Raw genomic sequence first — 14,105 nt, forward strand, 5'->3', positions numbered from 1 at the left:
ATTAAGCAAAAATTAAATAAAAATCTCCAAAAAGCTAAGCAACTTTTGAGCCAACACGCAAGAAATAACGACAAAAATCGCGCAAACGCTCACCACAAATAATGGCATAAAGCTTGTGTCAAATTCCGCTGTTTGTGCTTCTTGTTGGGAATCTAGCGAATTAGAATCTAGCAATTTAGAATCTGATAGCAAAAACATCGCCACAATCACACGCAAATAATAATACGCTGCAATCGCGCTATTTAACGCCATAATAAGTGCTAAAAATACATAATCAGAATCAATGGCTGCTTGCATCACATACATTTTGCCCCAAAATACGCTTAAAGGCGGGATTCCAATAAGTGTAAGCAAAAAAAGCGCAAAAAGACACGCAAGCTTTGGTGCGCGCCTGCCTAAACCAACAAAGCGCGACAAGGTGCAATCTGGGGAATCCAAGCGCAAAATCCACAGCATACCAAATGCGCCAATATTCGCAAACACAAACATAAACCAATACAAAAAGAATCCCTCCAATGCCTGAACGCTATTGACAAAAATCATTGCAAGCAAAAAGCTTGCGTGCGTGATAGAACTATACGCAAGCATTCTTTTGACATCTTTTTGCGTGAGTGCTAAGAGATTTGGCAAAGTCATAGAAAGCACGACAAGCACGAAAATAATCGCGCTTATGTAGCTATTTTGTGGCGCTATGGTGCGCTCAAGCACGAGAAAACGCGAAAATACACTCCACGCAAGGACAAATGCCCCAATCTTTGGCGCAATAGACAAGAATCCCGCGACAAGCGGATTTGCGCCCTCATACGCATCAGGCGTCCAAGTGTGGAATGGAAACATTGAGATTTTCACCCCAATACCACAAAACATACAAATAAAGCCAATGGCTAGAGGAAGCGAGAGAGAATCTATACTAAAAATCTCACGCAAATCTAGGCTTGCAGCATCTAAATACAAAAATGCCACACCAAAAACAAAAAATCCCGTGCTAAATGCGCCAAAAACAAAATACTTGATTGCGCCCTCTAAATTCCCCCTGCAACCGCCTAAGGCAATAAGCCCATAAGAGCAAAGCGAGGCGATTTCAAGTCCTAGCAAAATTAAGACTAAATGGCTTGAGCTTACTAAGATTTGCAAACCAAACACACAACTTAATATTAATGCGTAAAATTCCCCGCTTTTGTAGCTTTGAGGTAACTTTGGACTAATAGATAAAAGGATAAATCCAAACGCGCTTAATAAAATCAAAAACTGCGCAAGGAAGGAAAAACTATCAAATATCACCATATCAAAAAAACCGGTTTCTCCATCGTAATTTCTCAAAAAAAAGCAAAAAACACAGCTTATAATCACACTAAGTGCGCTTAAAAATCCAAGTATTTTTGGGTGCTTATTATGCGTAAATGCGCCAAGCATAAGCACAAAAAGCGCGCCAAAAAGAGAGCAAAGTGGGGGCAAAATCAGCTCAAAAGCCAATGCTGGCATAAATATAGAATCTAGCATTTACTCTCCTATAAAAAATTCATTATGCGACTCAAGCTTTGCGTGCATCACATCAAGCAAAATATTGCTCGCATTGCTAATGGGCTCTAAGATGGGCTTGGGGTAGATTCCAAGTGCGATGATAAGCACGATTAAAGGCAGGAGGCTGAAAAATTCGCGTTTATTCATATCTAACAGATTCTTGTTTTTTTCATTTTTTAGCGCACCTAAAAACACCTTCCCAAAGCTACTTAGCATATACACCGCGCCCAAAATAATACTAAAACCCGCGATAAAGGCAATAAGTGGGCTTACTTGAAAATACCCATAAAGACTTAAAAACTCACCAACAAAGCCAATGCTTAAGGGTAACCCCACACTTGCAACAAGCGCGATGGCAAAAAATATCCCTATTTTTGGTGTGACATTCATCAATCCGCCAAACTCGCTTATAAGCTTTGTATGGCGACGCTCATAAAGCATACCCACAAGCATAAAAAGCGCCGCACTCACAATCCCGTGTCCTAGCATAAAAAATACCGAACCAGAAATCCCCTCACTATTAAGCGCGAAAGTCCCTAGCACAATCACGCCCATATGCGAAATCGAACTATACGCAATAACCTGCTTTAAATCCTTTTGCGCATACGCTAACATCGCGCCATAAATAATCATACATAAGCACAAAATCGCCACGATATTTGCATAATCCATACACGCCACAGGGAAAAGCGGGAGTGAGATTCTTACAAAGGCATAAGTTCCCATTTTTAAAAGCACGCTTGCAAGGATAACAGAGCCAATTGTCGGGGCTTGCCCGTGCGCGTAGGGCAGCCAAGTGTGGAAAGGAAACATCGGCACTTTGACTGCGATACCGATGAAAAACGCCCAAAAAAGCCATTTTTGAGAATCTACATTGAGATTAAGCAAATACCAATCTACAAGACTAAAACTCCAAAATCCGCTGTGTGCGTGGAATTCATAAGCATAATACAGAATTCCAACAAGCATAATAAGAGACGCACCAAAGGTGTAAAGAAAGAATTTCACTGACGCGTAGATTCTCTTTTCACTCCCCCAAACTCCGATAATATAAAGCATCGGCACGAGGGAAAGTTCCCAAAAAATGTAAAATAAAATCATATCAAGCGCGCAAAAAAGCCCAATCACAATAGTTTGCAGGCTTAAGATACAAATGACAAATTGCTTCAAACGCGATTCATTGCGCAAAAATAAAATCCCCACAAAGCCAATAAGCGCACTTAAAAGCACCAAAAATAGCGAGATTCCATCAATGCCAACAAAATATGAAATCCCAAGAGAGGGGATAAGCTCAAATTTTTCAACAAAAGGATAGCCGCTAAAATTTGTCTCAAACTTCACATACAAGACAATGCACGCCACAAGCTCCAAGCCACTTGCAACAAGCCCAAAAAGGCGCGCTTTTGTATCGTTCAAAAAGACACACGCAATCGCGCAAAGTGCGGGAAAAAAGATAAGAAAGCTAAGTAAATGCTCCATTACAATCCTTTTGCAACAAAGTAGCCAAATGCCATCAAAGCAAACAAGCAAAGTGCGCCAAACACCATAAGACACATACTTTGACTAAGATTCCCACTTTGCAGAGGTTTTTGATTAAAGCCCATTTTTTGCAAGCCTTTAGCTATAAAATCCACGATAAAATCAATCACTTTTAGCTCGACTTTTTCCCACAAAAATGCGCTTAGTTTCGCGTAGGGCTTGATGATACACACTTCGTAAAGCTTAGGGATATAGTATTGATTTTCCAAGATTTTGTGTAAAAAGTTCGTGTGAATCTTAGCGCCATTTTTATACATAAAAATGGCAAGAATAATCCCAAGCGCGCTTATGCTAAGAGTTAGTGCGATAAGGCTTGCGTGATTTAGCGGGGCGTTTTTGGAATCTTGCAAAAATTGCGGAAACATAGAATCCACAAAACCCATAAACCAGCCCTCAAAAAATCCTGCAACCACTGCTAAAATTCCAAGCGGAAGCATTGCAAGCAGCATAAAGCGCGGGGCTTCGTGCAAATGAAAATGATGTGTGCTCGGTGCAAAAAAGACAAGCATAAGCAATCTAAAGCTATAAAACGCCGTGCAAAATGCGCCAAGCAAAAGCATAAGCCAAAGCCCATAATGTTGCGTGTAGAAAGCGGATTCTAAAATCAAATCTTTTGAAAAATAACCCGCAAAGGGGTAGATTCCACAAAGCGCGAGAGAGGCAATTGTCATAAATGTGGCGGTAATCTTTAGCTTTTTGCTAAAACCACCCATTTTGGTGATATTAAGCTCATCATTTGCCGCGTGCATAACATTTCCCGCGCCCAAAAAGAGCAAGGCTTTGAAAAATGCGTGCGCACAAAGGTGAAAAAGCGCTAACGCATACGCTCCAAGTCCGCAAGCTACGAACATATAACCAAGTTGAGAAAGCGTAGAATACGCGATAATGCGCTTTAAGTCCTTATTTACTAGCGCCATACTTGCGGCAAATAACGCCACAAATGCCCCAAGCAACGCAATAAAACTATTCACTTCTATAATGCTTTCATACAAGCCACTTAAACGCAAAAGCAAATACACGCCAGCAGTCACCATCGTCGCAGCGTGGATTAGCGCTGAAACAGGCGTAGGTCCCTCCATCGCATCAGCTAGCCAAGTATGCAATGGGAACTGCGCACTTTTGCCCATCGCACCGACAAAAAGCAGCGCACAAATCCAAGTGAGAATCCCCTCATCAACTTCCCCATATCGCAAGGTTTCAAAAATATCATAATAGCTTACAGAATGAAACTCCATTGCGATGAGGAAGATTCCAAGTAGCATTGCTAAATCCGCGATTCTATTCATCACAAAGGCTTCAATAGAGGCGAAATTCGCACTTTTGCGCTCATAATAAAAGCCAATAAGCAAATACGAGCACAGCCCCACGCCTTCCCAGCCGATAAAAAGCCCCAAAAGATTATCACTCATCACCAAAAACAGCATACAAAATACAAACGCGCTTAAAAATGCAAAAAAGCGATTAAAGCCCCTATCCTCCCACATATAGCCGATAGCATATATATGCACGCAAAGTGAGACAAAGCTCACAACGCCCATCATAGCAAGACTTAACGGATTAATCGCAAAATCAAGCCTACTCCAAAAATCCCCCGCCACAATCCAATCAAAAAGCGCAAACCTAAATTCATTAGACAAAAAATAAGGGAGATTAAGTGCTAAAAATATGCAGGCAAGCAAGCTTAATGCAAGCAACACGCAAGGCACAAGCGCGCTTATAAGCCTTCTTTTTTGCAAGCTAAAAACCCCAGCCCACAGCGCCCCAGCTAAAGGCGCAAATAACACGAAAAGCCCAAGAAGTCCGCTTACATCATTTCTGCTCATATCACCATAAAAAAGACTCATCACATTCCAAAGCGGCTCTCGTGGCGCTCCTCCTATAATTTCATACAGCATATTTATCCTTTTAGCGTGTTTAGAGAATCTAACTCAAGGCTTTTGTATTTTTTCCACCACGCAACCACTAATCCTAAGCCCACAGCCACCTCTGCTGCGGCAATTGCGATGACAAAAAAGGCAAAAATCTGCCCGCTCATATCACCTAAATAATAGCCCACGCTCACAAGCGCAAGATTCCCAGCATTTAGCATAATCTCTGTGGCAAAAAACAGCATTAAAATATTCCTGCGTCGCATAAGCCCATACAGCCCGATACAAAAGAGAATCGTGCTCAAAACAAGATAATGTTGCAAGGTGATTGTCATTGCCTACTCCTTTTGGGAATCTACGCGCGCAGATTCTGTATCGCTAGATTTTTTAGTCTCTTTCATAATGAGCACAATGCCTATCACCATCGCCACCAAAAGCAACACTGCAGCCACTTCAAAGGCGATGAGATATTTTGTAAAAATAAGATAGCCAAAGATTTGGATATTATTAAGCCCACTTTGTGCTTCTTGCAGTTCCATACCGCGCGCATTTTCAAATATAAACGCATTTTCAGAATCCAGACACCCAACAAGCGCGCTTAAAAGCACCACAAAAGCAAGGCTTAAAATCCCAGCAAAAATACCTTTAGATTCTTTCAAATTTTTAGAAAGGTTAAAAAACATCATACCAAAGGCATATAGCGCCACCACAGCACCACTATACACGATAATCTGCACCACACCCAAAAACTCCGCGTGCATTAAAAAGAAAAACGCGCTTAAAGCCACCATACCGCAAGCCAGCGCACTTAGTGCATAAAGCACATTTGCGCTTCTCACCGCGATAAAAAACATCGCACACACAAGCGCACCAAAGAGATAAAAAACGATAGCTTCAAACATAAGATTCTCCTTGTGTTGGTTGTGGCTCACTTTGCGGGGTTTGTGCAGATTCTGCGGGAGGAAAAGTCGTATTTTCCACAAGTGGCGTAAAGCCTAAGCACTCATCGCAATCCACGCTCACGCTTCCATAGCCCTCATACTCTTGCTTTGGTGCGCTAGATTCTAACAGGTATTCTTTCACGTTATAATGCGCGCGCGCAAATGAGGCGTTTTCTGTCCGCTCTGTATGCACAATAGCGAGCTCTGGGCACACCTCCGCGCAAAGTCCGCAATAAATGCAACGACCAAGATTTATGCTGTAATCTATAATGCCTTTGCGCCCATTCTCATCAATATTTGTAAGTATGCGTATGCAATTGCTCGTGCAAATTTTTTCACACAATCCACAGCCAATACAACGTTCATTTTCAGATTCTAGCAATCTTTGCAATCTATGCACAGCACGATAGCGGGGCGAGGTTGGCATAATCTCTAAAGGATATTGAATCGTTACTTTTTTGCCAAAAAATTGCTTTAAGGTAAGCATAAGTCCTTTTAACAAATCAAGCCCAAAAGTGATTTTCACTGCGCGAAAAACGCGTGCCAAAAAGCTTTGTGGCAACTTCGGGTTGTAATCAATATAAAAATATTCTTTTTTCATCATTCCTGCCTTTAGAGAAGTAGCACAATGCCTGTGATTAGGATATTTAGCAATGCCAAAGGAAGCATCACTTTCCAACACGCCTTAAAAAGTTGGTCTGGGCGCATATGTGGGAACGTCGCCCTCACCCACATAAATAGAAAGATGAAAAATACCACTTTTAAAAGTATCGCAATGCCTCCGGGGATAAAGCCCAAATCATTGAATCCACCAAAAAAGATAAGCGCAAACACAAAGCACATCGCAATCATACTCGCATACTCACCGATAAAAAACATACCCCATTTAAGTCCGCTGTATTCCGTGCAGTAGCCTGCTACAATCTCTGCTTCGTGTTCGAGCAAATCAAAAGGCGTGCGGTTAAGCTCGATAAATGCCGCACAGGCAAAAAGCACAAAAGCAAGCGGTTGCTTAAAAACAAGCCATTGACTAAAGCTTCCTTGATAAGCGTTAATATCAATGAGTGAAAGCGAGCCTACAAGCATAAGCGGTGCGAGCAAGCTAAGTCCCATAATCATCTCAAAGCTAAGAAACTGCAATGCCGCGCGCGCACCGCCTAATAACGCGTATTTGCTATGCGAGCTAAGCCCTGCTAAAATAGGTGCATAAATCCCGCACGCACTCGCACTTAGCACAAATAAGATTCCCACATTAATATCCGCGATAATTGGGCGGATAGTCATTCCAAAAAGCTCAAATTCTGGGAAAAATGGAATCGCCGCCATTGCCACAAATGCGCTCACCGCAGCAATTATCGGGGCTATCATAAAAATAAGGCGATTTGCTTTTAGCGGAATAATATCCTCTTTTGCAAAAAGCTTAATCCCATCAGCCACCACTTGCAAAAGCCCAAAAGGTCCGACATAATGCGGTCCCAAACGACATTGAAAAAAACCTAAAATCTTACGCTCTAAATAAGTCCCAAAGCCCGCAAGTGCTGAAAAAATTAATAGCACAATGAGGATTTTAATAAATGTTTCAATAATAAAATAACTCATACATTTCCTTTAGAATCGGGGTTAGATTTTCTCAATTCACACTCCAAATGCACATATAAGCTTCCTTTGAAAATCTCAAGCGCATTTTCTAGCAGTGGTGAAATAACAAAAAATTCCCCTTCTAAATCATAGTCAATATACGCATTTGCGCTAATTGTAGCACCTTGAGAATCTTTCAAAGTTAAAGGCGCGCCAGATTCTATATTGTGAGCATCTGCAAATTCTTTTGATATATAAACGCCAACTTTATTTTGCAAATTTTTGCTTGCACGTGCGGTGATTTCATTAAAATGCGAGGGCGAGTGGCACAAAAGCGCGTTTGTGGATTCTGTAATTTGTGTGCGGGTGCTAAAATGCAGATGTGAAATTTTTAAGACATTTAAAAATTCCTTTTCTAAATGTATCCCGCGCGCGGGGCTTCCGTCATTCCTGTAATAATTTGGTAAATCCTGCAAATTACCAACATTTACAAAGCCCGCATTAAGCTCTTTTAAATATGGTGTGTAATCGCTCAAAAACGCGCTATTTTGGGAATCTAGCGCATACGCAATATCACTCAAATCAAAACCATCATAAGGCAGACTCGGGCGCAATGGCAAAAGATTGAAAGAAAGATTAATCACACTTCCTTCAATCTGTGTGTGCGCTGGCAGGGCAAAATCTGGCGCGTCAAAAGCACTCTTTGCAAAGCCTTTTGATGCAGATTCTGCAATAGCACCAGAATCTAAAATATCAGAATCTAAAGTGTTAGAATCTAGCACATACTGCGCGCTCACACCCTGCAAACTGCGCGCACGCACGCCAACAAGCGCGCTTTGTGGTGTGATTTCCTCGCAGTCATCTAAATGCAAGATTCCAAGCATACCAAGCGCATTGCCAAAAGGCGGAATACAGAGAATTTCAAAGCCAAATTCCTTGCTTAGCGCACTTAGATTCTGTGCGATTTCTTGCGCATTTGCGTCCTTATACGATTCTTCCCCGACCAAAATCACACCTTTAATAAAGCGCGTGTTTTCAAAAAGATTCTTATTAAAAAAGCTCGCTTCATTTGGCTCAACTTCCGCACTTTGCTTTAATCGCGCTGCAATTTGCTCCAAAGTCTCTAAGAGTGCATTTGGCGTGTAAGTCTCAACCAACACATTTCTATGCAAGCGCGTCAAAATCTTTGATTTTATCGGGTGGAAAGAGGCAAACGCAAAACCTTTATTAAATTTTATCAATTTGTTAATTTTATAGCGCAAAGTGGGCGCGCTAGATTCTAGTCTCACACCGATACTTAACGCACAGCTAGCATTTTCTAAGGATTGCAAATTCGCAAGCTTTGCACCATTTGTTTGTAAAACCCTTAAAAACGCACCAAAGTCCTGCGCGCTTTTGTTATAAAGCTTCAAGCGAAAATGCTTTTGTAAAATATGCAAAATTGCTAACTCTTCATTACTACAAGTATCGCCAACAATCACGCCTTGTGCGTTTTTGAAGGCTTGCAAGGCATCTTTTATATCGCCTTTTTTATGGCTTTGCTCATCATTTGCAAAGCGCCCACTCCCGCATATTGGCTCAAACTCAAAGTCATTGCTAATGCGATAGATTTTTTGCGTGCCTTTTAAATTATGATGTCGTGACTCCGCGATGATAAGACAGCCCATAGCGCAATGCGTGCAAGTTGTATAGGTTTTGCGAAGTTCCCACGCATTCGCGCTGTATTTAAAATCACTCACAATAAGCGCGCCCACCGGACACACACTCGCGCATTCAGCGCAATCATAGCAAGGCGTTTGACCCACAAAGCCAATCACGCCTTTTTGCTTGCGATTCCACACGCTAAGCGCATCTTTTGGCATTCTCTCTTTCCACAGCGCGCTATCTAGCGGGGTGAAATCCGCCTTTTGCGCTTTTAAATTTGCCTCGCCTAGATTATCCTTGCAGGTGGTTACGCAACGCTCACACATAATGCAAAGATTTGGGTCATACGCCACTTTTGCCCAAGAATCACGCGCTTTTGGGGAATCTGCTAGAAAAAACTCTTGCGCGCGGATATCAAATTTAAGCGTGTAGTTTTGCAACTCACACTCGCCACTTTTATCGCACACACCGCATTGCAAGGGGTGATTGACATCATAAGCTTGCAAAATCGCCCTGCGCTCATTATTGATTTCATCGGTGTGAGTGAGAATCTGCATACCCTCTTTCACCTTTGCCGAGCAGGCATACGCGCGCTTGCCATCAACTTCCACCATACAAAGCTTACAGGCAAGCGTTGGTGAGCATTTACTCACATAGCAAATCGCTGGAATCTCAATCCCCTCACGACGTGATACTTGCAGAATTGTCTCATTCTCAGCGCAGGTAATCTCCTTGCCGTCAATGTGGATTCTAAGCTTTTGTGTTGTTTGCTCTTGCATTGTGCGCCTTATGTTAGTTTGGTAAGTGAGAGAATCTTTTTATACGGATAGCCCAAAAGCTGGGGTGTGCCAAGCAGGGCGATTGTGCCTTTAAGATTTTCTTTAAAAATAATTTTTAGCTTTGTATCTTTTGCGTCCTCTAGGCACAAATTGATTTTATTGTTATTTTGGATTTTATACATCATACTAAAACTGCGCGGGGCGTAGAGTTTGTCCGCTTCAAAAATATCAGTGCTAAGATACACAAATGCGCCATTGTTTTCTGGGAGAGAATATAACGCGTTAAAATCAAGCAAAAGCTCGCTAGAAAGCGTATTTGCACTAAATTCTTTGCTTAAATCCTGCATATAAAACACCACCTTGCGCTTTTTAGCAATAAACCCTAGCAAATGCGCGATAAACTCACTCTGTGCGTGCAAATACAAATCGCGCCCAAGCAAAATCGCAAGAGGCGTATCATCACTATCTGCATAGCGGTTTAAAAACTCGATTTCCTCCTCGGCAATGTTGCTTTCACTCGCCAAATAACCAATATCAAGATTCCTAAATGCAACAGGCAAAAGGTCTTGCGCTAAAAGCGCCACACATAAGAGCGCGCTCACACCGTATTCCGTGCCTATCTCATAGCGAAAATTTTGCATATTGCAAAAAAGTGGGTGCAACACAATGCCATCTTCTTTGAGAATCTCACTTGCAAGCGGTGCGAAAAGTCCAAAGCTAAGAGCGCGCGTATATTTTTCACGGCTAAAATTATCTAGTGGCATAACATTAGCATTTTGCGCAATCAATGAAAGAAAGTTATTCATTTTACCACCTCACAGGATTGCGCATTTTGTATTAAGCTTACATTTTGCACCTTTCGCACAATCAAAGTCCAATCCCTTTCATTAAAACGGATTGAGTTTAGAATCTGCGCACCACACTCCTGCGCGCTTAGACTTGCTTTGTGCGTGTTTTCAAACACATCTACTTCAAAGAGGAAAAAGCTCACCTCGCCAATCTCGCTTTGGGCAAGCAACTCTTGCAAGCGCGGTAAAAAGTCATTATGCAAATGGCGCAAATCAAATCGCTTCATTTTATCTCCCCTATCTATCTACTTCGCCAAAAATCATATTCAAACTCCCAATAATCGTCACCACATCAGCCAAATAATGCCCCACAAGCAAATCCTGCAAAACTCCCGTGTGATAAAAACACGGAGCGCGCACTTTCAACCTATACGGATAAGGCGCACCTTGAGAGTTGATAAAAAAGCCAAGCTCACCACGTGGAGATTCTGTGGGGACATAAACTTCGCCAATAGGTGGGCGCATACCTTGCGTGATAAGCACAAAATGCTGCATAAGCGAGTAATTTTTACTCATAATATCTTCTTTTGGGGCGGAAATATAGCGCGCATCTTGCGCCATTATGGTTGCTTTGCTTGATTTATAAATTTCAATTGCCCCTCTTATGAGCTTTGCAGATTCTCTAATTTCTTCCATATAAAGACGATAGCGCGCGTAGCAATCCTTAGAATCTGCCATCGGCACACGAAAATCTAGCTTATCATAAATCCCATAAGGCTCACTTTTCCTAATATCCACTTCTACGCCGCTTCCGCGCGCCACAATGCCACTTAAACCCCAAGCTTTCACAAGATTTTCATCAATCACGCCGACATTCTCCAACCTCGCGCGCCAGATTCTGTTATTATCAAGCAAGCCCTCGATAAGCTCAATTGTCTTTGGCATAGAATCTAGAAAATGCAACATTTTAGGAATAAAATCTTTTGGCAAATCAAGTGGCACACCGCCGATTCTCATCGCATTATGCGTAAGTCTCGCACCGCAATAATCCTCCATCAAATCAAGCCCATATTCACGCTCTTTAAACGCATACAAAAAGATAGAAAGTGCGCCAACATCCATTCCATGCACGCCGATAAAAAAGATATGCGAGATAATGCGTGAAAGCTCAAGCAAAATTATGCGTATAGCCTCCGCACGCAGTGGCACTTCAACGCCAATGAGCCTCTCTACACTAAGTGCAAAGGCGTAGTTATTATTCACTGCTGCGATATAATCAAGCCTATCAGTTGTGGGCATAAATTCATTATAAATCATATTTTCCGCAAGCTTCTCCACGCCCCTATGTAAATAACCAATATCAGGCGTGGCTTTTACTACGCGCTCATTATCAAGCTCTAAAATAAGGCGCAATTGCCCGTGCGCGCTGGGGTGCTGGGGACCAAAATTGACAATAAGTTGAGAATCTTCCCTTTCAAAAAAGATATTCTCAAAGCTGGGATTAAGCCGTGTATAAACTTGAGCCATATTTAACGCCTTTTATCCAAATGTTTTGGTGTCTTAGAGAAATTTTTCAAAAATAGCGGGCGGGAAGATTCTTGATATGGGAATCTATGTAGATTCTCATTTTGCAAATCGCTTATTGTTTGAATGCCTTGCGCGCTAGATTCTAAGCCAATTTGCTCGAAATTGAGCGTATCGCCCCTATCAATGCGCGCGCTATCTCTCTGTTCTGCCCCGATAATCTCGCGATATTGCCTGCCAAAGATTCTATCCACTTCATACCACGCGGCATTTTCATCGCCTTTGAGCGGATAGGATTTTTGCAATGGGTAACCCACCCAATCCTCTGGCATTAAGATTCTACGCAAATCCTTATGTCCATTAAAAACAATCCCAAACATATCATAGCACTCGCGTTCCGCCCAATCTGCGCTACGATATAGGTTAAAAAGCGAATCTATGCTTGCACCACTTTTAAGCGTTGTTTTAATTTTCAAGCGTGAGATTTTACGCCCATTATTTTCATAACGCAATGTAAGATAAAATAGCTCAAACTCCCCACGTGAAGCCAAAAAGTCGATAGCACTCATTTCTGTAAGCACTTCAAAGCCAAGATTTTTTAACCGCGTAAAAAGCTCTAAAATATCTTGGGAATCCACCCACAAAGTATCAAGCCCCGCTTCATTATAAGAATCTTTTACAAGCCCACCTAGCTCTTTTAGCAATTCCTTTTGGCGCAATTCCTCGTGTGGCAAGCTTTGAGCGACATCAAAGCGGTTGGTGTAATACGCGCTTTTTTGCTTGTTTTGAGAATCAAAGTTGTTTTTTATCATCGCCTTTTCCTCTTTTTGTTTGGATTCTCACACTATGCGTGAGACTTTGCGCGCGTAGGCTGGCTTTGAGCGGATATATTGCTGCAAAAGCAAAACGGCATATTGCAATGTCTCTGGACGCGGCGCACAGCCGGGCAGGTAAATATCTACGGGGATAATCCTATCCACTCCCTGCACGGTTGCATAGGTATTAAACATACCGCCGGTGTTCGCACAGCTCCCCATAGAAATAACCCACCTAGGTTCTGGCATTTGGTCATAAAGTCGGCGCACAAATTCCGCGTGCTTTTTAGTAACCGTGCCTGCGATAATCATCAAATCACTCTGCCGCGGTGAGGCGCGAAAAATCGTCCCAAATCTATCCAAATCATATCTCGCACCACCTGCTGCCATCATCTCAATCGCACAGCACGCCAAACCATAAGTCATACCCCACAACGAGTTGCTCCGCCCCCAATTGAGAATCTTATCCACCGTGGTGAGCACAAGTGGTAAGCCACTATTTTGCAAATAATTTATTTTGTGTTCTGCCATTTGAGCGCTCCTTTTTTCCACGCATATACAAAGCCAAGCACAAGCAATGCGACAAAGCTTAGCATTTCAAACGCGATAAATCCCCCAAGCCCTAAAGATTTAAACAGCTTAAAATCAATCGCCCACGGAATCATAAAAATCACTTCAATATCAAACAAAATAAACAACAGCGCGAGGAGAAAAAAATGCGCTGAAATTGTGTTTTTCTGCATATTTGGTAACACACCACTTTCATAAGGGGAAAGCTTGAGCTTTTCCCTGTCTTTTTTAGCAAGTGCGCGCGAAATAATCCTCTGTAAATACAACGTCCCGCTAAACGCCACAACAGCTACAATCAGTAACAGCAACACCCCAAGATATGGATAAGCAAAGGTTGAATGAGTCATTTCACAAGCCTTATTAAATGAATTTGCACCCACAAAACATCGTGCGCACAAAAAAAAGTGCAATTATAACCCTCAAAGAATTAGAATAGGTTTAGATTCCAAAAAATCACACAAACAAAATATCTTAAGTAAAATGTGCCAAAAAATCCAAGAAAATAACAAAAAATATGAAAAAATCCCCATCTTGTTTG

Annotated in this window: 14 protein-coding genes; all 14 read right to left on the reverse strand. The window is 41.9% G+C overall.

Going from position 1 to position 14,105, the window contains the following annotated elements; all coding sequences use genetic code 11:
• Positions 1–12 precede the first annotated feature (12 nt).
• Positions 13–1,500: an NADH-quinone oxidoreductase subunit N gene (locus A3217_RS05995; RefSeq protein ID WP_066388902.1), complete on the reverse strand. Its 1,488-nt coding sequence runs from the start codon at positions 1,498–1,500 to the stop codon at positions 13–15.
• Positions 1,501–3,000 (reverse strand): NADH-quinone oxidoreductase subunit M, encoded by a 1,500-nt coding sequence (locus A3217_RS06000; protein WP_066388903.1) that lies wholly within the window; start codon positions 2,998–3,000, stop codon positions 1,501–1,503.
• Positions 3,000–4,883: an NADH-quinone oxidoreductase subunit L gene (gene nuoL / locus A3217_RS06005; protein WP_066389759.1), complete on the reverse strand. Its 1,884-nt coding sequence runs from the start codon at positions 4,881–4,883 to the stop codon at positions 3,000–3,002. Before nuoL ends, A3217_RS06000 begins: the two co-directional genes overlap by 1 nt.
• A 74-nt stretch (positions 4,884–4,957) precedes the next feature.
• A complete protein-coding gene (gene nuoK / locus A3217_RS06010; RefSeq protein WP_066388905.1) occupies positions 4,958–5,263 on the reverse strand; it encodes an NADH-quinone oxidoreductase subunit NuoK in 306 nt (101 codons plus the stop codon).
• 3 nt (positions 5,264–5,266) lie between these two features.
• Positions 5,267–5,830, reverse strand: coding sequence for an NADH-quinone oxidoreductase subunit J (locus A3217_RS06015; protein WP_066388907.1), 564 nt, complete (start codon positions 5,828–5,830; stop codon positions 5,267–5,269).
• Positions 5,823–6,473 carry an NADH-quinone oxidoreductase subunit NuoI gene (gene nuoI, locus A3217_RS06020; RefSeq protein ID WP_066388909.1) on the reverse strand — a complete coding sequence of 217 codons (651 nt, stop codon included), beginning with the start codon at positions 6,471–6,473 and terminating at the stop codon, positions 5,823–5,825. Before nuoI ends, A3217_RS06015 begins: the two co-directional genes overlap by 8 nt.
• A gap of 8 nt (positions 6,474–6,481) precedes the next feature.
• On the reverse strand, positions 6,482–7,468 hold the full coding sequence (gene nuoH / locus A3217_RS06025) for an NADH-quinone oxidoreductase subunit NuoH (protein ID WP_066388910.1): 987 nt from the start codon (positions 7,466–7,468) through the stop codon (positions 6,482–6,484).
• Positions 7,465–9,870 (reverse strand): NADH-quinone oxidoreductase subunit G, encoded by a 2,406-nt coding sequence (locus A3217_RS06030; protein WP_066388911.1) that lies wholly within the window; start codon positions 9,868–9,870, stop codon positions 7,465–7,467. The genes nuoH and A3217_RS06030 overlap by 4 nt, the downstream gene beginning before the upstream one ends.
• A gap of 8 nt (positions 9,871–9,878) precedes the next feature.
• Positions 9,879–10,676, reverse strand: coding sequence for a hypothetical protein (locus A3217_RS06035; protein WP_066388912.1), 798 nt, complete (start codon positions 10,674–10,676; stop codon positions 9,879–9,881).
• Positions 10,673–10,945, reverse strand: coding sequence for an NADH-ubiquinone oxidoreductase subunit E family protein (locus A3217_RS06040; RefSeq protein WP_066388913.1), 273 nt, complete (start codon positions 10,943–10,945; stop codon positions 10,673–10,675). Before A3217_RS06040 ends, A3217_RS06035 begins: the two co-directional genes overlap by 4 nt.
• A 10-nt stretch (positions 10,946–10,955) precedes the next feature.
• Positions 10,956–12,185 (reverse strand): NADH dehydrogenase (quinone) subunit D, encoded by a 1,230-nt coding sequence (gene nuoD / locus A3217_RS06045; RefSeq protein WP_066388914.1) that lies wholly within the window; start codon positions 12,183–12,185, stop codon positions 10,956–10,958.
• A 2-nt stretch (positions 12,186–12,187) separates the two neighbouring features.
• On the reverse strand, positions 12,188–12,994 hold the full coding sequence (locus tag A3217_RS06050; protein ID WP_066388915.1) for an NADH-quinone oxidoreductase subunit C: 807 nt from the start codon (positions 12,992–12,994) through the stop codon (positions 12,188–12,190).
• A 27-nt stretch (positions 12,995–13,021) separates the two neighbouring features.
• Entirely contained in the window at positions 13,022–13,528 is a 507-nt protein-coding gene (locus A3217_RS06055) for a NuoB/complex I 20 kDa subunit family protein (RefSeq protein WP_066388917.1), read from the reverse strand.
• Positions 13,510–13,914, reverse strand: coding sequence for an NAD(P)H-quinone oxidoreductase subunit 3 (locus tag A3217_RS06060; protein ID WP_066388918.1), 405 nt, complete (start codon positions 13,912–13,914; stop codon positions 13,510–13,512). Before A3217_RS06060 ends, A3217_RS06055 begins: the two co-directional genes overlap by 19 nt.
• Positions 13,915–14,105: the final 191 nt, after the last annotated feature.

It is taken from the genome of Helicobacter himalayensis, from assembly GCF_001602095.1.
Classification (GTDB): Bacteria; Campylobacterota; Campylobacteria; order Campylobacterales; family Helicobacteraceae; genus Helicobacter_F; species Helicobacter_F himalayensis.